Source organism: Kribbella sp. NPDC003557 (assembly GCF_040610805.1).
GTDB lineage: Bacteria > Actinomycetota > Actinomycetes > Propionibacteriales > Kribbellaceae > Kribbella.
Window position 1 is genome coordinate 567,378 of record NZ_JBEXMY010000001.1, and the last position, 21,719, is coordinate 589,096.

The 21,719-nt window shown below is 70.2% G+C and carries 19 protein-coding genes; 8 read left to right on the forward strand and 11 right to left on the reverse strand.

The window, feature by feature from the left end; all coding sequences use genetic code 11:
* The first annotated feature begins 2 nt into the window (after positions 1-2).
* Positions 3-935 carry a carbohydrate kinase family protein gene (locus ABZW60_RS02775; RefSeq protein WP_355473341.1) on the forward strand — a complete coding sequence of 311 codons (933 nt, stop codon included), beginning with the start codon at positions 3-5 and terminating at the stop codon, positions 933-935.
* The gene (locus tag ABZW60_RS02780) at positions 935-2,260 is read left to right on the forward strand and encodes an alpha-glucosidase/alpha-galactosidase (RefSeq protein ID WP_355473343.1); all 1,326 of its coding nucleotides are present in this window, start codon (positions 935-937) and stop codon (positions 2,258-2,260) included. The genes ABZW60_RS02775 and ABZW60_RS02780 overlap by 1 nt, the downstream gene beginning before the upstream one ends.
* Here ABZW60_RS02780 and ABZW60_RS02785 read toward each other — a convergent pair.
* The 3 genes from ABZW60_RS02785 to ABZW60_RS02795 form a co-directional block, all read right to left on the reverse strand.
* Positions 2,224-3,180, reverse strand: a complete 957-nt coding sequence (locus tag ABZW60_RS02785) for a nitronate monooxygenase (RefSeq protein WP_355473344.1) — start codon at positions 3,178-3,180, stop codon at positions 2,224-2,226. The genes ABZW60_RS02780 and ABZW60_RS02785 overlap by 37 nt on opposite strands.
* A 108-nt stretch (positions 3,181-3,288) precedes the next feature.
* The gene (gene secA, locus ABZW60_RS02790; RefSeq protein ID WP_355473345.1) at positions 3,289-6,264 is read right to left on the reverse strand and encodes a preprotein translocase subunit SecA; all 2,976 of its coding nucleotides are present in this window, start codon (positions 6,262-6,264) and stop codon (positions 3,289-3,291) included.
* Positions 6,265-6,463: 199 nt separating this feature from the next.
* On the reverse strand, positions 6,464-7,675 hold the full coding sequence (locus ABZW60_RS02795; protein WP_355473347.1) for a crosslink repair DNA glycosylase YcaQ family protein: 1,212 nt from the start codon (positions 7,673-7,675) through the stop codon (positions 6,464-6,466).
* A gap of 147 nt (positions 7,676-7,822) precedes the next feature.
* Between ABZW60_RS02795 and ABZW60_RS02800 the strand changes: the two genes are divergently transcribed.
* A complete protein-coding gene (locus tag ABZW60_RS02800) occupies positions 7,823-8,638 on the forward strand; it encodes a serine protease (protein ID WP_355473349.1) in 816 nt (271 codons plus the stop codon).
* Between the two features lie 73 nt (positions 8,639-8,711).
* Here the strand turns inward: ABZW60_RS02800 and raiA are convergent, their stop codons facing one another.
* From raiA to mtrA, 5 genes are all read right to left on the reverse strand, one after another.
* Complete coding sequence (gene raiA, locus ABZW60_RS02805) at positions 8,712-9,338, reverse strand: ribosome-associated translation inhibitor RaiA (RefSeq protein ID WP_355473351.1); 627 nt, start codon at positions 9,336-9,338, stop codon at positions 8,712-8,714.
* Positions 9,339-9,554: 216 nt separating this feature from the next.
* Positions 9,555-10,244 carry a phosphoribosyltransferase family protein gene (locus ABZW60_RS02810; protein WP_355473352.1) on the reverse strand — a complete coding sequence of 230 codons (690 nt, stop codon included), beginning with the start codon at positions 10,242-10,244 and terminating at the stop codon, positions 9,555-9,557.
* A 63-nt stretch (positions 10,245-10,307) separates the two neighbouring features.
* Positions 10,308-12,071 (reverse strand): LpqB family beta-propeller domain-containing protein, encoded by a 1,764-nt coding sequence (locus tag ABZW60_RS02815; RefSeq protein ID WP_355473354.1) that lies wholly within the window; start codon positions 12,069-12,071, stop codon positions 10,308-10,310.
* A complete protein-coding gene (gene mtrB, locus ABZW60_RS02820) occupies positions 12,068-13,828 on the reverse strand; it encodes an MtrAB system histidine kinase MtrB (protein ID WP_355473356.1) in 1,761 nt (586 codons plus the stop codon). Before mtrB ends, ABZW60_RS02815 begins: the two co-directional genes overlap by 4 nt.
* Before the next feature lie 47 nt (positions 13,829-13,875).
* On the reverse strand, positions 13,876-14,553 hold the full coding sequence (gene mtrA, locus ABZW60_RS02825; RefSeq protein ID WP_141859693.1) for an MtrAB system response regulator MtrA: 678 nt from the start codon (positions 14,551-14,553) through the stop codon (positions 13,876-13,878).
* Positions 14,554-14,810: 257 nt separating this feature from the next.
* Here mtrA and ABZW60_RS02830 point away from each other — a divergent pair, with 257 nt between their 5' ends.
* The 5 genes from ABZW60_RS02830 to ABZW60_RS02850 are packed head-to-tail and all read left to right on the forward strand — an operon-like array spanning position 14,811 to position 19,864.
* A complete protein-coding gene (locus ABZW60_RS02830; RefSeq protein ID WP_355473358.1) occupies positions 14,811-15,842 on the forward strand; it encodes a hypothetical protein in 1,032 nt (343 codons plus the stop codon).
* Positions 15,839-16,468, forward strand: a complete 630-nt coding sequence (locus ABZW60_RS02835; protein WP_355473360.1) for a DUF4129 domain-containing protein — start codon at positions 15,839-15,841, stop codon at positions 16,466-16,468. Before ABZW60_RS02830 ends, ABZW60_RS02835 begins: the two co-directional genes overlap by 4 nt.
* Positions 16,465-17,604 carry a DUF4350 domain-containing protein gene (locus ABZW60_RS02840; protein ID WP_355473362.1) on the forward strand — a complete coding sequence of 380 codons (1,140 nt, stop codon included), beginning with the start codon at positions 16,465-16,467 and terminating at the stop codon, positions 17,602-17,604. The genes ABZW60_RS02835 and ABZW60_RS02840 overlap by 4 nt, the downstream gene beginning before the upstream one ends.
* A complete protein-coding gene (locus ABZW60_RS02845; RefSeq protein ID WP_355473364.1) occupies positions 17,601-18,572 on the forward strand; it encodes a MoxR family ATPase in 972 nt (323 codons plus the stop codon). The genes ABZW60_RS02840 and ABZW60_RS02845 overlap by 4 nt, the downstream gene beginning before the upstream one ends.
* A complete protein-coding gene (locus tag ABZW60_RS02850; protein ID WP_355473366.1) occupies positions 18,572-19,864 on the forward strand; it encodes a DUF58 domain-containing protein in 1,293 nt (430 codons plus the stop codon). Before ABZW60_RS02845 ends, ABZW60_RS02850 begins: the two co-directional genes overlap by 1 nt.
* On the opposite strand, the gene ABZW60_RS02855 is transcribed toward ABZW60_RS02850, so the two are convergent.
* From ABZW60_RS02855 to ABZW60_RS02865, 3 genes are read right to left on the reverse strand one after another with little or no spacing between them, the layout of a single operon-like run.
* Entirely contained in the window at positions 19,861-20,556 is a 696-nt protein-coding gene (locus ABZW60_RS02855; protein WP_355473368.1) for a phosphotransferase, read from the reverse strand. The genes ABZW60_RS02850 and ABZW60_RS02855 overlap by 4 nt on opposite strands.
* Positions 20,553-21,356, reverse strand: coding sequence for a VOC family protein (locus ABZW60_RS02860; RefSeq protein WP_355473370.1), 804 nt, complete (start codon positions 21,354-21,356; stop codon positions 20,553-20,555). The genes ABZW60_RS02855 and ABZW60_RS02860 overlap by 4 nt, the downstream gene beginning before the upstream one ends.
* Positions 21,349-21,690 (reverse strand): metalloregulator ArsR/SmtB family transcription factor, encoded by a 342-nt coding sequence (locus ABZW60_RS02865; protein ID WP_355473372.1) that lies wholly within the window; start codon positions 21,688-21,690, stop codon positions 21,349-21,351. The genes ABZW60_RS02860 and ABZW60_RS02865 overlap by 8 nt, the downstream gene beginning before the upstream one ends.
* Positions 21,691-21,719: the final 29 nt, after the last annotated feature.

Below are 21,719 nucleotides of genomic sequence, written 5' to 3' on the forward strand. Positions count from 1 at the left end.
TCATGTTCGATCTGCTCGTGATCGGCGACGCGAATCCCGACGTGGTCGTCGGGCCCGTCGACCAGCCGATCCTCTTCGGCCAGCGGGAGCGCCTCGTTCCCGGTGGCTCCCTGGTGCTCGGCGGCTCCGCGTCGATCATGGCCTGCGGCGCGGCCCGGCTCGGTCTCCGCGTCGCGTTCGCGGGCCGCGTCGGCGACGACCCGGCGGGCGACTTCGTCCGTACGTCGCTCGCGGACCGGGGCGTGAACGTCGACGCGCTGGTGGTCGACGACACGCTGCCGACGCCGCTGACCACGATCCTCACGTCAGGGGACGACCGCGCGATCCTCACCTCTCCCGGCTGTTTGCCCAGAACCGTGGCGGACGATGTGCCGCAGGCCCTCGTCCGGTCGGTGCGGCATGTGCATGCCGCGTCGTTCTACCTGATGCCGGAGTTGGCGGCCGGGCTGGCGGGGATCTTCAAGGAGGCCAAGGCGGCGAAGGCGACCACGTCGCTGGATCCGAACGACGATCCGGCCGGACGATGGGACCGCATGGTCCTCGACCCCGTCCTGCGCGTCACGGACTACTTCCTGCCGAACGCGGCCGAGGCGCTGGCGCTCACCGGTCACCACTCGGTCGAGGACGCCGCCGGCATCCTGGCCCGGCGCCTGGCCCGCCGCGGCACCCACGTCGTCGTCAAGAACGGCGCGGACGGTGCCCTGGCTCACGACGGGTCCAAGGTCGTCTCCGCGCCGGCCTTGAAGGTCGACACCGTCGATGCCGTCGGCGCGGGTGACAGCTTCGACGCGGGCTGGGTGGCCGCCGTACTCAACGGCTCGAAACCCGAGCGTGCGCTGGCGATCGCGGCGGCCTGCGGCTCCCTCTCCACGCGCGCGGCCGGCGGCACTGCTGCCCAACCCGACTGGGACCTGGCCATCGGGAGTGTGGCGTGATGACGGAATCGCAGCAGCACCTGACCAAGATCGCGTTCGTCGGGGCGGGCAGCGTGGTGTTCACGCAGGGTCTGCTCGCCGACCTGTTCGGGCTCGAGCTGGGTCCCGTGCACATCGCGTTGCACGACATCGACCCGGAGCGGCTGGAGACGGCTGGAGCCGCGGCGTCGTACATCGCCCGGGAGCGTGGCGTCGTACCGCGGATCACCACCCATCTGGAGCGGCGTGCGGCGCTCGACGGCGCCGATTACGTCATCAACATCGTGCAGGTCGGGATGAACGCGGCGACGCACGTCGACTTCGAGATCCCGGCCCGGTTCGGGATCCGGCAGACGATCGGCGACACGCTCGGCGTCGGCGGCGTGTTCCGCGCGCTACGGACGTTCCCGGTCCTGCGCGGGCTCGCGCAGGACATCGCTGAGGTCTGCCCGGACACGTGGCTGCTCAACTACACCAACCCGATGGTGATGAACGTCTGGTACTTGAAGGCGCTCGGGGTCCGCAACGTCGTCGGGCTCTGCCACTCGGTCTACTGGACGATGCAGGGGCTGTCCGAGCTGGTCGGCGTGCCGTACGACGAGGTCAGCTATCTGGCCGCGGGTGTGAACCACCAGTCGTGGGTGCTGCGGTTCGAGCGCGAGGCCGAGAACCTGTACGACCGGTTGGACGCGGCGATCGAGGCGGACCCGGAGCTGCGCCGGCGGGTGCGGGTGGACATGTACCGCCGGCTCGGGTTCTACCCGACAGAGACGAGCGAGCACTCCTCGGAGTACGTCCCGTGGTATCTCGGCCACCCCTCCGAGATCGAGCGCCTCCGGCTACCGATCGGCACCTACCTCGACATCGTCGCCGACAACCTTGCCTCCTACGAACACACCCGCAAGGCCCTCAAGGCAGGTGACCCCGTCGAGGTCGAACCCACGATGGAATACGCGCCCCAGATCATCCACAGCATCGTGACCGGGACCCCGAGAACGGTCTACGCCAACGTCTCGAACACCACCGGTGGCGAGTTGATCAGCAATCTGCAGTCCGGGGCCGTCGTGGAAGTGCCTTGTTCTGTGGATGGTTCGGGGATCCGGCCGGTTGCGGTGGGCGAACTTCCGGCACAGTGTGCCGCGCTCAACCGTTCGTATCTGAATGTTGCCGAGCTGGTCGTACAGGCGGCGGTGACCGGGGATCCGCGGGCGGTCCGACAGGCGCTCATGGTCGACCCGGCGACCGCCGGCGCGCTACCGGTCGAGCGGATCTGGGAGCTGTGCGACGAGATGGTGCTTGCTCACCGCAACTACTTGGACCCGTCGCTGAGGGCGGCCCTCAAGTAGTCGCGGTACGTCGCGAAGTCGTCGAGGACCTCGGCCGCCGTCGGCCGGCCGGTCAGTGCGCCGACGCCCTGGCCCGCGTAGATCGACGCGCGGGCCGGGTCGGCGGCGCGGGTGCCGTCCACGTACTCGGCGTGGCCCGCGTCGTCGGACTTCAGCTCCTGCTCGCGGCCTTCCCAGCTGTCGTAGTACGTGTTGCGAAGCGCGCGTCCGCCGAACTCGTCCGGCCACCCGGCGCGGGACGCGGCGTCGAACACCGTGCCGTAGACCGTGTCGGTCTCGCCCGCCTCGATGATCCGCTGCCGCACCGGCTCCTTCGTCAGCGCCTCGACACAGGTGAGGAACGCCGTACCGATCCACCCGCCCGACGCGCCCGCGGCCAGCACAGCCGCGAGGCCGCGCGGGCCCGAGATCCCGCCGCCGGCGAGCACCGGAAGGTCGGTGAGGTCGAGGATCGCCTGTAGCAACGGCAGCGTGGCCACGGAGTTCCGTCCGTGGCCGCCCGCTTCGGCGCCCCGGGCAACGATCACGTCCACCCCGGCCGCCACGGCCTCGCGGGCGTCGGCCACGGTACCGGCCTGGGTCGCGACCACGATCCCGGCAGCCTGCAGCGCACCGACGTACGGCTGGTAGTTGCCGAAGCTCAGCGAGACCAGCGCCGGTTTCAGCTCCAGCACCGCCTCGAGATGCTCCGGGTGGTCATCGACCGACCACGCCATCAACCCGATGCCGTACGGCTTGCCGCCCGCGGCGGCGATCGCGCCCTCGGTCCGGATCCAGTCAGCCGACACCGCCGACCCGGCCCCGAGCATCCCCAGCCCACCCGCGGCCGAGATCGCCGCGGTCAGCTTCCCGCCGCTCACGTTCGCCATCGGCGCACCCACCACCGGCACCGCGAGCCCGAACCGCTCCGTCAGCCACATGCCCCCAGAGCACCACACCCCGACCATCCCGCGCCATGGCCGGCGCCACACGCGCACGCAGAAACGGCCGACCCCCATTCCTGGGGGCCGGCCGTCGATGGTTCCGCGTCAGAACTTGTAGACGTCCGATTGGGGGTCGCCGTGGCAGCGCTTGTACTTCTTGCCGGAGCCGCAGGGGCAGGCGGCGTTGCGCGGCGTCCCGGCGTACTCCAGCTTGCCTTCTTCGACGGCGTCGGAGTGCATCGCGACCTCGTCGTCACCGTCGATGGTCGGCGCCGAGTACGTCAGGCGCTGCGGCCGCGGCTCGTTGGTGAGCCCCTTGGCCCGCAGGCGCGGCGTGTCCCGCGGCCGCGGGGTGTCCTGCGGCCGCTCCTCGTCCGCGGTCCGGCCGGCGAACTCGGCGACCGGCGCGCCCGGGGTGAGGATGTCCTGGATCCGCTTGCCCTCGAGGCTGTCCTCGTCGGCCAGCGCCGCCTCGTTCGCGAGCTCCATCTCGGCCCGCATCGCCTCGACGTCGACCTCGACGTTGAAGATGAAGCCGACCGACTCCTCCTTGATGGACTCCATCATCGCGGCGAACATGTCGTAACCCTCGCGCTGGTACTCGACCAGCGGGTCGCGCTGCGCCATCGCGCGCAGGCCGATGCCCTCGCGCAGGTAGTCCATCTCGTACAGGTGCTCGCGCCACTTGCGGTCCAGCACGCTCAGCACGACGCGACGCTCCAGCTCACGCATCGCCTCCTCGCCGAGGTGCTCCTCACGGCGCTCGTACGCCGCGGTGGCGTCCTCGAGGAAGCGCTCGACCAGGAAGTCCTGGGTCAGACCGGCCTTCTCGCCGCCGGCCTCCTCGATCAGCTCCTCCTCGGTGAGCTCGGTCTGGTAGAGCGTCTTCATCGCGGTGAACAGCGCGTCCAGGTCCCAGTCCTCGGCGAACCCGTCCGCGGTCGCGCCCTGCACGTACCCGGTGACGGTCTCCTCGAGCATGTCCTGCACCTGGTCGCGCAGGTCGGCGCCCTCGAGCACCCGACGGCGCTCGTCGTACACGACGTGCCGCTGCCGGTTCATCACGTCGTCGTACTTGAGGATGTTCTTCCGGGTCTCGAAGTTCTGCGCCTCGACCTGGCCCTGCGCGGACGCGATCGCCTTGGTGACGACCTTGTTCTCCAGCGGCTGGCTGTCGTCGTTGTTCCGCGACATCGCCCAGTCGACCATCTCGCGCTTGAACAGCCGCATCAGGTCGTCCTCCAGCGACAGGTAGAACCGGGACTTGCCCGGGTCACCCTGCCGGCCGGCACGACCGCGCAGCTGGTTGTCGATCCGGCGGGACTCGTGCCGCTCGGTGCCGAGCACGTAGAGGCCGCCGAGTTCGCGAACCTCCTCCTGCTCCGCCTTGACCTGCTTCTCGAACTGCTCGAGCATCGCCGGGTACTCGGCCTCGTACTGCTCGATGTCCTCGACCGGGTCGATACCGCGGGCCCGCAGCTCCTTGTCGGCGAGGAACTCCGGGTTGCCGCCGAGGATGATGTCGGTACCACGGCCGGCCATGTTCGTGGCCACGGTGACCGCGCCCTTGCGGCCGGCCTCGGCGACGATCGCGGCCTCGCGCGCGTGCTGCTTCGCGTTCAGCACCTCGTGCGCGATGTTCTCCTTGAGCAGCTGCCGGGACAACCGCTCGGACTTCTCGACCGAGGTGGTGCCGACCAGGATCGGCTGGCCGGTCGCGTGCACCTCGACGATGTCCTTGACCACCGCGTTGAACTTGGCGTCCTCGGTGCGGTAGATCAGGTCGCGCTCCTCGACCCGGATCATCGGCTTGTTGGTCGGGATCGGCACCACGCCGAGCTTGTAGACCTTGGAGAACTCGTTCGCCTCGGTCATCGCCGTACCGGTCATGCCGGCCAGCTTGGTGTAGAGGCGGAAGTAGTTCTGCAGCGTGATCGTCGCGAGGGTCTGGTACTCCTCCTTGATCTCGACGCCTTCCTTGGCCTCGATCGCCTGGTGCAGGCCCTCGTTGTACCGGCGGCCGTGCAGGGTCCGGCCGGTGTGCTCGTCGACGATCAGGACCTCACCGTCGTTGACGACCACGTAGTCCTTGTCCCGGTGGAACAGGTCCTTGGCCTTCAGCGCGTTGTTCAGGTAGCTGATCAGCGGGGTGTTGGCCGACTCGTACAGGTTGTCGATGCCGAGCCGGTCCTCGACCTTCTCGATGCCGCGCTCGAGGATCGCGACCGTGCGCTTCTTCTCGTCGACGTCGTAGTCGGCGACCCGGCGCTTGGTCTCGTCGATCTCCAGGTCGGTGACACGCGGGTTCTTCCGCTTCAGCTCGGCCTCGTCGGCCAGCGTCCAGGCCTTCAGCGTGTTCGCGATCCGGGCCATCTCGACGTACCAGCGCTGGGAGTCCTCGGCCGGGCCGGAGATGATCAGCGGGGTCCGGGCCTCGTCGACCAGGATCGAGTCCACCTCGTCCACGATCGCGTAGTTGTGCTCGCGCTGGACGCAGTCCTCGATGCTCTGCGCCATGTTGTCGCGCAGGTAGTCGAAGCCGAACTCGTTGTTGGTGCCGTAGGTGATGTCCTTGGCGTAGGCGATCCGGCGCTCCGCGGGCGACATCTCCGGCAGGATCACGCCGTAGTCGAGGCCGAGGAAGTGGTACACCCGGCCCATCCACTCGGCCTGGTACTTGGCCAGGTAGTCGTTCACCGTGACCACGTGCACGCCCTTGCCGGACAGCGCGTTCAGGTACGTCGGGAGGGTGCCGACCAGGGTCTTGCCCTCACCGGTCTTCATCTCCGCGATGTTGCCCAGGTGCAGCGCGGCGCCACCCATGATCTGGACGTCGTAGTGCCGCTGGTGCAGCGTCCGCTTGGCCGCCTCCCGGACCACCGCGAAGGCCTCCGGGAGCAGCGCGTCGAGGGACTCCCCGTTCTCGTGGCGCTCCTTGAACTCCGCGGTCTGCGCGCGCAGCTCCTCGTCGGACATCTTGACGAAGTCGTCCTCGATGGAGTTGACCATCTTCGCGATGCCCTGCAGCTGGCGCAGGATCTTGCCCTCGCCGATCCGCAGGACCTTGTCGACAACCTTCATGGTGGGGAGTTCACTCCTTGCTGCTGAAGCCTGGGTTGCGGCCGAACGCCGACAGGGCGCGCCGACCCCTCCCGGGCAGGCGTGCGTCCCCCATCGTACGGGGCCGGGTGTGCCAAGCCACGCCCGCAGCGTGCCTCAGTGGGTGTCATGGCCTTACCGGACCCACGTCCGGGCGGGCCGGAAAGTTCCCGCGATCGCCTCAGGACCCTCGCAGGGCGTCACTGAGCGCTGGCGAGAGGTCACCGCCGCCCGCCACCCGGACCCGGTCCAGCCCGAGCCATCCGGCCAGCTGGATCAGCTCCGCGGCCAGCTCGTCCGCCGTCTCCACCGGCGCCTTCGGCTCCGCGTGCGCCGACTGGACGAGCAGCACGCCGCCGGGGCGGTCGGCCTTCAGGTCCACCCGGGCGACCAGCCTGTCCCCGAGCAGGAACGGGAGCACGTAATACCCGTAGATGCGCTTCTCGGCCGGCACGTAGATCTCGATCCGGTACCGGAAGTCGAAGAGGACCTCGGTCCGGGTGCGCTCGAAGACCAGCGAGTCGAACGGGCTGACCAGGGCCCGGGTGTTCACCCGGCGCGGCAGCCGCGCGTCCCGGTGCAGGTACGCCGGGCGCTTCCAGCCGTCGATCTGGACCGGGAGCAGCTCACCCTCCTCGACCAGCTCGGCGATCGCCTGCAGGGTCGGCTCGGGCGCGGTCCGGAAGTAGTCCCGCAGGCACTGGGCTGTCGCCACCCCGTGCGCCCGGGCCGCGATCGACACCAGCCCGCGATGCGCCTCGTCGAGCGTCGGCGTCGGCGTGTCGACCACCGCCTCGGGCAGGACCCGCTCGGGCACGTCGTACAGCCGCTCGAACTGCTGGTTGCGACGGGCGACGGTGATCTCGCCGGCGAAGAACAGGAACTCGAGAGCTCGCTTCACGTCGGACCAGTTCCAGCCCCAGTTGTCCCGCGCCCGCTCGACGTCGTCGTCGATCTCGCGGGCGGTCAGCGGGCCGTGGGTCCGCACGTCGGCGAGCACCTGCTGGATCAGGTCCGGCCGCTCCTTCGCGATCGACCGCGGACCGCCCCACGCCTCCGTCGTCGCGCGGGCCATCCGCCAGCGCATCAGCGGATGCGTCTCGACCGGGATCAGCGACGCCTCGTGCGCCCAGTACTCCACCAGGCGGCGCGGGGCCTTCCCGGCGGCGCGGTCCAGCAGCTCACGCGGATACGGACCGAGGCGGGAGTAGAGAGGCAGGTACTGCGTGCGGCTGAGGACGTTGACCGAGTCGATCTGGATCAGCCCGATCCGGCCGAGCACCCGGGACAGCGCCCGCGCGTCGGGCACGCCCTTCGGCCGGGGGTCCATGAACCCCTGCGCCGCCAGCGCGACCCGTCGCGCCTGAGCCGTCGACAGCACCTGTGTGGTCATGCGGGAATTCTGCCCGCTGCCACCGACAAGTTCCGCCGGGCATAACTCCGGAGTTACCGAAAGTGGGAGGTGCGCTACGCATGGTATTCGGGAGAACCTGCCAGGAGGCCGTCCGCCCGTGCGGCCCCTATCACCCTGGAGTGAGGCATGACAGGAAAGAAGCAGGTGATCCGTGCTGCCCTGGCAGCCGGCGTACTGACCGCGGCGTCCCTCGGTGCGGTGGCCGTAGCAGGCTCCGCCTCGGCCGCACAGTCGCCCGACGGACCCAAGAACCGGATCGTCGGCGGCACCATCGCCCACACCGCGGACACCCCGTGGGCCATCCAGCTGTCCAACAGCGGCTCACCGTCGCCCAACCTCGAGTGGTGCGGCTCGACGCTGGTGAAGGCGAACAAGATCGTCACCGCGGCACACTGCGCCCAGGAGGCGGCGACGACGTACACCGCGATCCAGGGCCGCGACGACCTGGCCGACAAGTCCGTCGGCAAGGAATCCAAGATCAGCAGCATCTGGGTGGACCCGGAGTACGGCAAGTCGCCCGGTCACGACGTCGCCGTGATGACCCTGGCGACGCCCTTCGACGGTGTCGACACCCTGGCGCTGGAGACCGACAAGGCGGCGGACGCGGCCGGCGCGGCCTCGGTCGTGTACGGCTGGGGCGCCACCGAGGGCACCGGGCCGGAGGACACGTTCCAGAAGGTCGACGTACCGGTGCTCGGCGACGCGTACTGCGAGAAGGCGTACGCGAGCGAGGGCTACACGGCCGACGGCGAGATCTGCGCCGGGTACGAGGAGGGCGGCAAGGACTCCTGCCAGGGCGACTCCGGTGGCCCGCTGGTCCTGAACGGCCGCCTGTTCGGTGTCGTGTCCTGGGGCGTCGGGTGCGCGGACGCCGGCAACCCGGGCGTGTACGCCGAGGTCGCGACCTACGCGGCGGAGCTGCAGCAGCAGATCGACGGCTGACCTCTGGCGAGACCTACATCGAGGGGCCGGGCGGTTGATCCGCCCGGCCCCTCGGCTGTGCTCCTCCCGGGCTCTAGACGGCCAGCCGGATCACGCCGTAGTCGTAGCCGCGGCGGCGGTAGACCACGCTGGGCTGGTTCTCGTCGGCGTCGACGAACAGGTAGAAGTCGTGCCCGACCAGTTCGAGCTCGTAGAGCGCCTGGTCCAGGGTCATCGGCTTGGCGGTGTGGGTCTTCTCGCGCATCACCAGCGGACCGTCGCCGGTCACCGTGAGAGATCCGTACTTGTGTGTCGCCACCTCGTCCTCGGCGACTGGTTCCTCCACTACAGGTGAGGTGCCGGCAACCGGCTGCTTCGCGTTCACGTGCCGCAGGCCTTCCGGCGTCCGCTCACCCCGGTGCACCCGGCGCCGGTCGGCCGCCTTGCGGACCTGGGACCGGAGCCGGTCCAGGCAGACGTCGAACGCCGCCTGCTTGGTCTCGCCGCAGGCTTCTGCGCGGACCACCGGCCCCTTGGTGTACATGGTGAGCTCGACACGCATCGCCCGATCGTGCTGTCGCGGGTTCTTCTCCTGGCTGACTTCCACCTCGCACCGCAGTACCCGATGATCGACTTTCTCGATTCGCTCGAGCTTTTCCTCGACGTACTGCCGGAAGCGGTCACTGACCTCGCAGTGATGACCCTTGACAACGACGTCCACGGAAACCTCCATCGATCGGCGACTTCTTTTACGTGTTCGGACCCCCGTGCTCAGATCGACGGTGCCCGAAACGAGAACACCCGCTGTCGAACCCGTCGGACCCGGTGGCGAGGAATCCGGCTGATCCGGTCCTCCACCACTCCACTGCCCGACAAGCCCTAGCGGGTGTCATAGGCCAACGCTAGTCGGCTTCGGCGAAAACCGGTAGGGAAGTTCTCATGAACCAGACGGGTGGCGCCGCGCGGTGGCAGCCAGCACCGCGCAGCCGAGCACCCGGATTCCCCGGGATTCCAAGGCGCGGCAGGCTTCGCTGAGCGTGGATCCGGTGGTGATCACGTCGTCCACCAGCAGGACCGGTTGATCGATCAGCGTTTCAGCCCAGCGCGAACGCACTCCGAAAACCCCGTCCAGGTTGGCGGTACGGCGTTCCGCGGACAGGCCGGCCTGGTCGTCGGGGCGTCCGACGACCCGCAGCGCGTCGGCCGTCCGGGCGTCGATTCCCTGTCTGCGCAGGGATCTGACGGCAGCCTTCGTAATCCGCCGGAGCGGGTCGTGCCCCCGCCGGCGGACGGTTGCCCGCGGCGACGGCACCGGACACACCCACGCCGCCCGCCGGTCGCCGAGCGCGGCCCGGACGACGTCCGCCAGCAGCCGGCCGAGCGGCCTGGCAAGGGCGTACCGCGCGTGCTCCTTGTGCGCGAGGATCAGGCTGCGGAGCTCCCCGGCGTACGGCGCGGCGGCGGTCGGCGGCGCCAGACCGGGCGGGCTCGGGTCCGGCCAGGCACGGAACGGAGTCGTCCCGGTCAGTAGCCGACGGCAACCACCACAGAGCGTGACCCCGGGCCGGCCGCACCCGGCACACCGCCCGCCCAGCACCAGGTCCGCGAACCCGTCCCACCCCCGCACCACCTCACGGTCCCCGAACGCCTCCGGCTCCCGCAACCTCGGCCGCGCGAGCCTGTGGACAACTCAGCCGGGGTAGGTGGGGTCGACCGGGCCCGGGATGTCTCCGGAGTCGGGCGAGACCCAGATCAGGTCCTTGCTGAGCCAGTGGATGCGGCCGGTGTCGTCCTGGATCACCGGCAGGGTGTCCTTGTTCGGGTTCGACGCGACGCGCTCCGGGACGAAGTCGGGCGACGATCCCGGCAGCAACTGCAGGCTGGAGCCGTCCGGGCTGGCCAGCCAGGCCTGGCGCGCCGAGCTGGCGTTGACGCCCGCGCCGATCACGATGATGCCCTGCTTGTTCCAGGCCGCGTCGGTGATGTTGGTCAGCGCCAGCCGGAGCGGCCGGAACGCCCCGAGCACCCGGTGCTTCCCGTCCGGGGCGGTCTGGATCGCGGCGGTCTGGACGTAGTTCTGCTTGGTGCCGGCCGCCTGCATCACGAGCAGCACCCGGACACCGTCGGGCGCCATCCGGAGCGCGACCGGGGTGTCACCCTTGAAGTCGACGTCGATGGACTCGAGCGGCCTGTCGTGGTTACGGACGCGCAGCCGCGGGTGGTCGGTGCCGGCCCGGTCCAGGAACCACAGGTTATCCTGGTCGTCGAAGCTCGGCACCAAGGTCTTGCCGTCGAGATCGATCTTCGCCTGGTCGGTGTCCTTGTCCCCCGGGTCCAGCTTCCCGTAGACGAGGTGCTTCCCGTCGTCGGTGACGATCGCCCCGGCGTCACCGGCCAGCGCGACCGCGAACGACTGCGCCTTGTACAGCGCCAGCGGGCCGGCGTTCAGCGGCTGGGCGGCGATGTCCGAGGCCCCGTCCAGCCCGACGATCCGCTGCGGCTTCTGCTTCAGCAGCCCGTACAGCCGGGTCGCGGTCCCGGCAGGCACCTGTGGGTCGAACGGGCTGAAGTTGGCGAACGGCAGGATCTCCGGGTCGTCGGGCAGCAGTGGGGCGCCGCCGACCGTGATCTTGGCTCGCAGGTTCAGCTGGTTGAGGGTCCAGACGATCTGCGCGGCCAGCAGCCGCCGGTCCTGGTCGCGGAGCGAGCCCGCGGCGTCGTTGAGCGCCACGGTCGCCACGCCGAGGTCCACCGGGACGGAGACCTGCACCGCAGTGCCGGGCGGCGCTATCGACACCACACCGTTGCCGAGCCGGCTGGTCGGGCCCTTCAGCAGCTCCTGGACGAGCTGGGTCGCGGCCTGGCCGGACGGGAGATTCTGGGGCAGCCAGACCTGGTCCGGTACGAGGAGCTCGTGGGCCTGGTTGAAGAAGTACAGGTCCCGGGGAGCGAGCTTCAGGTCGACCTGGTTGCTGCCGAGGTAGGCGCCCGGCGGTGCCACGTCGACGCGGTACTGGCCGTCGACCTTCTTGAGCCTGAAGAAGAAGTCGGCCGGCTCGTCGGCCTTCGCCGGGATCCACTCGCCGCGCGCGCCGATGGTCGCGATCTTGCGGGCGGTCAGCTGGATCCCGCCGGGCTTCCGGGTCAGCGAGTCGGCGCTCTGCTCGTACACCACGGTCTTCGCCTCCGGCCGCCACTCACCGGCGGCGTCCGGAGTCATGTACTGCCGCGCGACGTCGTACGCCTGGGAGTCCGACATGGCCTCCAGGAAGCCGCTCACGATTGCCATGTCGCCGACGTTCGCGCGCGGTGGCTTGGCCTCGACGCCGACGCCGCCGAGGTCCGGCGCCGACCCTTGCCGCTCACCGTTGCGGATCGTGCCCTGCGTCGGCACGGCCGCGCAGCCGCCGAGCATGACCACGGCCAGCACGACCCCGAGAAGCTTGCGCCTCATCGCTGTTCACCGCCGCTCAGCTTCTGGTACGGCGCGCCGACGTCGACGAGCTCGGTGACCACGCGGGTCGCGTCGGCCGGACGCGGCGGCAGCGGCGAGCCGGTGAGCGCCACGTCCGGGCGACGCGGCAGCGTCAGCCGGAAGTACGCGCCGTCGCCGGGCGACCCCCACGCGTCCAGGCGGCCGCCGTGCAGCCGGGCGTCCTCGAGGGCGATCGACAGCCCGAGCCCGGTGCCGCCCGTGGTCCGGGCCCGGGCCGGGTCGGCCCGCCAGAACCGGCTGAACACCATCTCGGCCTCCTCGGGCCGGAACCCGACGCCGTGGTCGCGGACGGCCACCGCGGCGGCGTCCTCGTCGTGCGCCGTACTGATCCGGATCGGCAGGCCCTCGCTGTGCTCGATCGCGTTGCCGATCAGGTTCCGCAGGATGCGCTCGATCCGGCGCGAGTCGACCTTGGCCCGGCACGGCTCCGGCATGTCCAGCTCGACCGGGCAGCCCTTGCGGTGCAGCAGGGTCTCGTGGTTCTCCAGGACCCGGCTGACGATGTCGCGCAGGTCGACGTCCTCCAGGTCCAGGGCGGCCGCTCCGGCGTCGAACCTGCTGATCTCCAGCAGGTCGGCGAGCAGCTCCTCGAACCGGTTGAGCTCGTTCTGCAGCAGCTCCACCGAGCGGCGGCTGATCGGGTCGAACTGGTCACGGCTCTCGTGCAGCAGGTCGGCGGCCATCCGGACCGTGGTCAGCGGCGTCCGCAGCTCGTGGGACACGTCCGACACGAACCGGCGCTGCAGCCGCGACAGCTCCTCCAGCCGGCGGATCTGCCGCTGCAGGTTGGAGGCCATCTTGTTGAACGACACGGCCAGCCGGGCCAGATCGTCGGTGCCGCGGACCTGCATCCGCTCCTCGAGCTTGCCGGCCGCCAGCCGCTCGGCGATCCGGCGGGCCATCCGCACCGGCGTCACGACCTGCCGGGTGACCAGCCAGGCCACCGCACCGAGCAGGACGATCAGCAACAGGCCCGCGGTCACCAGGGCGCGCTGGACGACGTCCAGCGTCTCCTGCTGCGCGGTGAGCGGGAACAGGAAGTAGATCGCGTACTTGTCACCGGTCGAGTCGATCCGGATCTGGGAGCCGATCACCAGGCCCGGGACGCTGGGGCTGTCGCGGTAGTTGATCAGCGTGTACGTGTCCCACAGCTTGGAGCCGTCGCTGACCACGGACGAGGACAGCGGCTGCGGGATCGAGTCACTGTTGACCAGACCGGTGTAGCGGATCGCGTTGGACGCCGCCTGGTCGGTCGGCACCAGCAGGACGTCGTACAGCCCCGGGCGGTTGGAGCCCAGCACGAGCTCGGACAGCTGCTGGTTGACGAGGTTGGGGTTGGCGGCGTCGAGGCTGACGGACAGCTGCTGGAGCTGGGCGCGCACCTCGGCCTGCGCGCTCATCCGGCGCGACTCCAGGACACCGTCGGTGACCTGGCTCATCATCACCCAGCCGACCAGGATCAGCACCAGCGTCGACATCAGCAGCGTGCCGGTGACGATCCGGGCCTGGATCGACCGCCGCCAGATGTCCGGCCAGTGCTTGGGGTGCGTCCGCCACAGCGGCTGCGGCTGGGCAGCCCAGTCCGCCGCGGCGGCGGTGAGCTCCAGCTCCGTCCCGCGGGACTCGGCCACCTCCTGCTCTGGCGGTGCCGTCGGCTGCCCGTTCCGGTGGTCGGCGACCTGACCGGTGTGCACCTCGTGACCGGGGTCCACCACCTGGTCGCCGGTGGCAGCCTGCGACTCTTGGCCGCGTCCGTACTCGATCAGTCCGCACCCGCCTTGTATCCGACCCCACGGACCGTGACCACGATCTCCGGGTGTTCAGGGTCCTTCTCGATCTTGGAGCGCAGGCGCTGGACGTGCACGTTCACCAGCCGGGTGTCGGCGGCGTGCCGGTAGCCCCAGACCTGCTCCAGCAGCACCTCGCGGGTGAACACCTGCCAGGGCTTCGACGCCAGGCAGACCAGCAGGTCGAACTCCAGCGGCGTCAGCTGGATCGTCTCGCCGGCCCGCTTCACCGAGTGACCGGCGACGTCGATGGTCAGGTCGCCGATCGTCAGCGACTCCGGACCGGGCTCGTCCATCCGGCGCAGCCGGGCCCGGATCCGGGCCACCAGCTCTTTCGGCTTGAACGGCTTGACCACGTAGTCGTCGGCCCCGGACTCCAGCCCGAGCACGACGTCGACGGTGTCGCTCTTGGCGGTCAGCATCACGATCGGCACCCCGGACTCGGCCCGGATCGCCCGGCAGACGTCGATCCCGTCCATCCCGGGCAGCATCAGGTCGAGCAGCAGCAGATCGGGCTTGAACTCGCGGAACGCCGGCACCGCCTTGTCACCGGTCGCGCACAGGTAGGTGTCGTAGCCTTCGTTGCGCAGCACGATGCTGAGCATCTCCGACAACGCGGTGTCGTCGTCGACGATGAGGATGCGGCCCCGCATCGTCCGGTTACCGTCTGCCACGCCCTTAGCTCCTCGCTGCTCCGTTGGGTCCGAGTCCGACCGGTCGGTGTGCGCCCGGCGGGGTGCCAGGCCGTACGCACTACGGATAGTGTCCCATTCCCCTGGTAGTGCACACGCCGGATCGCCGTGTGACCCCGAGTTGGGCTGTGATCATCCGGGATCATGGTGCACGGCCGGGGTTCACCACAACTCACGTGCCCGCTGGTCCGACGGTTCACCGGGAGAGGAGGGACGCAGTGGCCGACCACCCTGTGCAGTCGAGTATGCGCCTGCACGACGACGTGGCGACCGAGCCGCTGCGGCCGTGGCTGCCGGCGGACCTGCTCGACAACGCCGCCCGGACGATCTCCGACAACAAGACGATCATGCTGGGCCTGCCGGTGCTGGCCGGGATCGCGCTGGTCGCGGTGCAGGCCGTTCTGACCGAGGTCGCGGTCCCGGGCGGGCTGGGCGGCTTCTTCGGGGCCGACGACCCGTTCGGGCAGGCCGGTGCGGCCCTCCTGCTCACGTACGGCGTCCAGGTGGTGCTGTTCTCGGTGGTGTCGAGCATGCTGTCCGGCATCATCGCCCTGGCCGCGGTGCGGAGCCAGCTGGCGCACCGGGCCGGGCCACGCGAGCTGATGCGCCTGGTGCGGCCCGCGCTGCCCGCACTTGCCGCTGTGGGTCTGGTGCAGTCGCTGTCGTTCATGCTGCTGATCGGCGGCTGGGGGCTCGCGGTGTTCGGCATCGGCGCCGGGGCGGACGCGGCGATCTCCTCCGAGGTGGCCGGCGCCGCGGCGCTCGGGATGATGCTCCTCGGCGGCGTGCTGGTGCTGATCTTCGGCATCCGGCTGGTGCTGGCCGGGACCGTCGTCCTGATGGAGGGCCGGCACGCGCCGGACATCGGGCTCCACATCCCGCTGCGGGTGGGGGTCTGGGGCTCGCTGCGGCGGTCGTGGCAGCTGGTGAAGGGCAAGTTCTGGCGGGTGTTCGGGATCCTGCTGTTCGGCGGGCTGGTGGTGAACATCATCGGGTACGCGCTGCAGTTCGGCGTCAGCGCGCTGATCCTCACGGTCGGCGGGTGGGCCGGCTCCAGCGAGAGCACCGGGGCCGTCGTGGTCACGATCGTGCTCGGCGTGGCGGTCGGCATCGCGACGCTGATCACGCTGATCGCGAGCCTGGCCTTCATGTCCGCCGTCCAGGCCCTGATCTACCTCGATCTCCGGGTCCGGCGCGAAGGTCTGGACCTGTGGATGCGGCCGGCGCTGCGGGTCGAGGAGACGGCGTGATCCTTCTCCCGCTGGAACCGCCTGTCGACATCGACCGGGACCAGGCCGCTCAGGAGGCGGCCAAGGAGCTGTCCAAGTCCGCGTACCGGGACTCCGGCTCGCTGATCGAGCGGGCCGTCGGCAAGGTGCTGGACTGGATCCAGGACCTGCTGGACAGCCTCACGGGTTCGTCGCCCAACGGCCACGCCGGGCTGGTCATGCTGATCGCCCTGCTGGTCCTTGTCGTGGTCGTGGTGCTCTGGCGGTCCGGCGTACTGCGGACCAGCCGAAGGGCCAAGTCTCAGGCGGTTTTCGACACCGCCCGGCCGCAGAGCGCCGCGGAGTACCGCGCACTGGCCGAGCGGGAGGCCGCGTCCGGCGACTTCGCGTTGGCGATCCGCAGCCGCTTCCGGGCGTGCGTGGCGGAGCTGACCGAGCGGACCGTGCTCGACGAGCGTGCCGGGCGTACGGCGTACGAGGTCGTTGCGGATGCCTCGCGGGCAGCGCCTGTACTGCGTGAGCCGCTGCAGCCGGCCGCACTGGTGTTCACCGAGGTTGTGTACGGCAACCGTCCTGGAACCCCGGAGCGGTACGCCGCTGTTGTTGCGGCTGATGATGCTGCGCGAACCGCCCGGGTGGCCGTATGAGTACGCCGGTCGGACGCAGCGTCAGCGAGGGCTGGCGCGCGTTGCGGACACCGCTGCTCGTCACCGGTCTGATCGTGCTGGCCGCGGTCGTCGTGCTGATCGCGACCTCGGCCCGTACGTCGGGACCGTTCAGCCCGGACTCCACCGAGTCCGACGGTGCACGGGCTCTGGCAGCCTTGCTGAAGGACCACAACGTCGACGTCCACGGCACGGAGTCGCTGGACGACGCCCAGCAGCCAGGCGACGGTAAGGCGCTGATCATCGGCCCGGGTGGTTCACTGAACGCCGCGGACTGGCAGCGGATCGCTAGTGCGCAGTGGAGCCACGTCATCCTGATCCGTCCCAGCAGCCGCGCATTGGAAGCTCTGGCGCCAGGTGTGCGCCCGACCGGCAACTCACTGGCGAGCCGCAGCCGCCAGCCCGGCTGTGAGCTTCCGGCCGCGGTGAAGGCCGGCACGGCGACCGTGAGCGGGCCGACGTACTCCGCTCCCGACGGCGCGATCACCTGCTACGGCGACGGCATCAACGCCACGATGGTTCGGTTGGACGTCGGCGGCCGCCTCGTCGACGTGGTCGGCGCCCGGACGTCGTTCACGAACGCCCAGCTCGCTGACGACGGCAATGCGGCGCTGGCCCTCAACCTGTTCGGCACGCACGAGGATCTGACCTGGTACCTGCCGCAGTGGGAGTCGACCTACAAGGACTCGGGCGACGACGCTCCCCCGTTGATCCCACCTGCTGTCCGCTACATCGGCTGGGCTGTGGCGTTCGCCGTACTCGTGGTGGCGATCTGGCGCGGACGGCGCCTCGGCCCTGTGGTGGCGGAGCGGCTGCCGGTGATCGTGCACGCGGCGGAGACAACTGAGGGCAGGGCGCGGCTCTACCGACGCTCACGAGCCCGCGACCGCGCCGCGGCCGCGCTGCGCGAGTCGGCGCTCGGTCAGCTGCACAAGGCGCACGGCATCCCACGGCGGGCCGACCCGTCGGCTGTTGTCGCGACTGTCGCCGCACGGACCGGCCGCGACCCAGCCATGCTGTACGAGCTGCTCTACGGCCTGCCGCCGATCACCGACGACGCTTTGATGTCCTTGTCCCAGGAACTCGACGTACTGACGCAGGAGGTACGACACCCGTGACGACTACCGAGGTCACCGCGGACCAGGCCCGGCAGGCGCTGGTCGCGCTACGGACCGAGATCGGCAAGGCGGTGGTCGGCCAGGACACTGCGGTGACCGCACTGGTGCTCGCTCTGCTCTGCCGCGGCCATGTGCTGCTGGAGGGTGTCCCTGGTACGGCGAAGACCTTGATGGTGCGAGCGCTCTCGATGGCGCTGCGCCTCGACACCAAGCGTGTGCAGTTCACCCCGGACCTGATGCCGGGTGACGTCACCGGATCGCTGGTGTACGACGCGAAGACGAGCGAGTTCGAGTTCCGGCCGGGGCCCGTGTTCACCAATATCCTGCTGGCGGACGAGATCAACCGGACGCCACCGAAGACCCAGGCCGCGTTGCTGGAGGCCATGGAGGAGAGGCAGGTGACCGTGGACGGGGAGCCGCGCCGGCTGCCCGCGCCGTTCGTGGTCGCCGCCACGCAGAACCCGGTGGAGTACGAGGGCACGTATCCGCTGCCGGAGGCCCAGCTGGACCGGTTCCTGCTCAAGGTGACGCTGGACATCCCGCCGCGCGACGCGGAGATCGCCGTGCTCGCCCGGCACGCGCAGGGCTTCGATCCGCGTGACCTTGCTGCTGCCGGGCTGCGTCCGGTGGCCGGCCCGGAGGACCTGCAGGCCGCGCAGAGCGCCGTACGGCGTGTTGCGGTCCGGGAGGACGTCTTGGCGTACGTCGTGGACCTGTGCCGCGCCACTCGTCAGTCGCCGTCGCTGCAGCTGGGCGTCTCGCCACGTGGTGCCACCGCGCTGCTGGCGGTCTCGCGGGCCTGGGCGTGGCTGTCCGGCCGGGACTACGTCATCCCGGACGACGTGAAGGCAATGGCGCGTCCTTGCCTTCGGCATCGGGTCCAGGTGCGGCCGGAGGCCGAGCTGGAAGGTGTCAGCGCGGACGCGGTGCTGGAGAGCGTGCTCGCGACGGTGCCGGTGCCACGCTGATGGTCCTGACTGGCCGAGCCGGCGTCCTGGCTGCTGCTGGAGTGGTGTTCGTCGCTCTGGTGATGCCGTCGTGGGGCGGGATCGGCGTGGTCGTCGCTGCTGTGCTGGTGGTGTGTCTCGTGGACATCCTGCTGACCGGGTCGCCTCGGCGGTTGCAGTTCGAGCGGGAGGGCGACAACGCCGTACGGCTCGGTGAGCAGGCTGCGGTGAACCTACTGATCACCAACCCGGGCCGACGCGTGCGCGGGTTGCTGCGGGACGCGTGGCCGCCGTCTGCCGGCGTACTGGATCGGCCGCACAAGCTGGACCTGCCGTCGGGCGAGCGGCGGCGGCTGACGACACACCTGCTCCCGACCCGCCGCGGCGATCGGCAGGCGTACCGGGTGACTGTGCGGTCCGTGGGCCCGCTGGGGTTCGCGGGTCGGCAGGGGTCGCATCAGGTTCCGTGGACTGTACGGGCGCTGCCGCCGTTCAAGAGCCGCAAGCATCTGCCGTCGCGGCTGGCGCGGCTGCGGGAGCTGGACGGGCGGACTGCGTTGCTGGTGCGTGGGCAGGGGACGGAGTTCGACTCGCTGCGCGACTACGTGCCTGGCGATGACGTACGGAGCATCGACTGGCGTGCGACGGCACGGCGCGGAAACGTCGTACTGCGGACGTGGCGACCGGAGCGGGACCGGCAGGTCGTGATCGTGATCGACTCCGGACGGCTGTCGGCGGGGCGCGTCGGGGATGCGCCGCGGCTGGACCACGCGATGGACGCGGCACTCCTGCTGGCCGCGCTGGCGACGCGGGCCGGGGACCGGGTTTCCTTGCTGGCGTGCGATTCCGCGGTGCGGGCCGACGTACGGCGGCCGGCGCCGCAGGACGTGCTGCCGTCGTTCGTGAACGCGCTGGCGAACGTCGAGGCCGAGCTCGTGCAGACCGATTTCCGCATCGTCGTGTCGCAGGTGCTGGAACGGCTGGGCCAGCGCTCTCTGGTGGTGCTGCTGACCGGTCTCGATCCGGCGGTCATCGAGGAGTCGCTCCTGCCCGTCATCGGCCCGCTGCTGCGCCGGCACGTCGTCGTACTCGCATCGGTGGCCGATCCCCGGCTGACCGAGCTGGAGGCCACCCGCGGCGACCTCCTGGACGTGTACGGCGCCGCCTCGGCCGCCCGGACCCGCCTCGACCGCGAACGCCTGACCGCCACCCTCACCCGGGCCGGCGCGACCGTCGTCGACGAGTCCCCGGACCAGATCGCCCCGGCCCTCGCCGACACCTACCTCACCCTGAAGAAGGCCGGCCGCCTCTAGCCCAGCGCAGCCTCGAAGACGCTGCGGTGCGCCGTCACGAAAGCGTGTTCCTGCCGCGACCAGGCGATCCGCTCGGCCGCCTCCGCACACGGTCGGCGTACCCAGAACTCCACGTTCGCCGACTGTCGCGCCAGCGTGGCGTCGACCAACTCGGACCGCTGATCGCCGGTGAGCCCGTAGGCGTCGCCGAGGACGCGCACCTGGTGAGCCTGACGGCTCGGGTCGCCGTGTTTGGAGGCGATGCACCACGTCCACGCTGCGTACCCGAGATCCTCGAGCGGATCGCCGGGTGCGGCCAGGTCGAAGTCGATCAGGGCGGCCGGGAGCTCGTCGGTGAAGACGAAGTTGGTGGGGGCCGGGTCGTGGTGGCAGACGACCGGGTGGTCCGCGGCGAGCCGGCTGTCCCGGGTGGCGTCGTGAAAGCGCCGGATGAGGGCACCCGCGGCGGTGATTTGCTGGTCGGACCACCGTTGATACCTGGACGGCACCCAGCCGTCCAGGTAGGTGAGGATGTCGCGCCCGGTCTCGTCCTGCCCCAGGTACTTCGGAGCGGCGCCGAAGCCGTTTTCTGCAAGGAGTTCCAGGAGTTTCGCGGTGAAGGCGGAGCTGTCCGACCCGGGGCGGCGTACCGTGTCGGCGATACGCACCACCCCGGGCGTCAGACGGCCACCGGTGAGGGGCTGTTCGGTCATCCCATCGTGGGGCGGGCCTGGGCGAAGGTCCACGGCCGGCCTTCCAGGTCCTCGGCCTCGTAGCAGCGGTAGCCGTGCGAGTGGATCTCGGTGAGGATCTTCGCCCCGGCCGCCTGGACCCGGGCGAAGTGTGCGTCGAGGTCGTCGACGTACACCCAGACGTTGTGATCGACCGCGGTCGGGCGGGGGCCGGTCCGCTTGAACAGCAGTACGGCGACGTGGCCGACGTGCAGCTCGATCCACATCGGGTTCTCGCCCTCGGCGGGAAGCGTGTCCCAGGAGTCGATCGCGAACACCTCGTGCAGCCAGCGTGCCGCGGCGGCCGGATCGTCGTAGTACAAGGCGATCGAGAGCCGCTCGATCTCACGCGGCGGCTGACCGGACGCGGCCGCCCGCCGCCCGACCCAGTCCGGCAGCCAGCGGATCACCCGCGGCCAGAAGTAGAACGCATTGCCGTCGTCGGTGACCAGCGACTGGACAACGGTCACACGCGTCCCGCCCGCCACCGGCTCGAAGTCGACGCTGGTCTCGGTGTCGTCGACCGAACTGCGGTACCCGAGCCGCACGCCGGGCTCCCAGACGGTGATGCTGGCGAGCTCGAGGGCATCGTCGGCCGTGTAGACCTCCAGCACCCGCCCGCCGACCCCCGGCTCGATCCGCATCGCACTGACCCGGCCGGAGTCGAAGAAACTGATCGGATTTCGCAGCCACCACTGGTCGATCTCGGCGGTGAACACCTCGAACGCGGTCCCCGGGTCGACAGCAACTTCGACGGAGGCGGTCGCGGACGGTTCAGTCATCGGACTTCCCTTTCTGCTCGACGTGCTGCTTGAACGAGGCCAGTTGATCGCGCCAGTGCGCCTGCACCTGGTCGAGCCAGGCCTGGACGGCGACGACGGGCTCGGGATTCAGCCGGAACACGCGGACCCGCGCGTCGTCCGGGACCCGCTCGTCGGAGACCAGGCCGGCCGCCAGCAGGATGCGGAGGTGCCGGCTCATCGCCGGCGACGACGCCCCGGTCGCCGCGGCCAGCTGACCGGCCCGCTGCGGCCCCTCCCCGAGCAGCTGGACGACGTGCCGCCGGGTGGGATCGGCCAGGACTTCGAAGAAGCGGTCGACCTGATTTTGCGCCATACCGCAATAGTTCTACTATCTGTTAACTA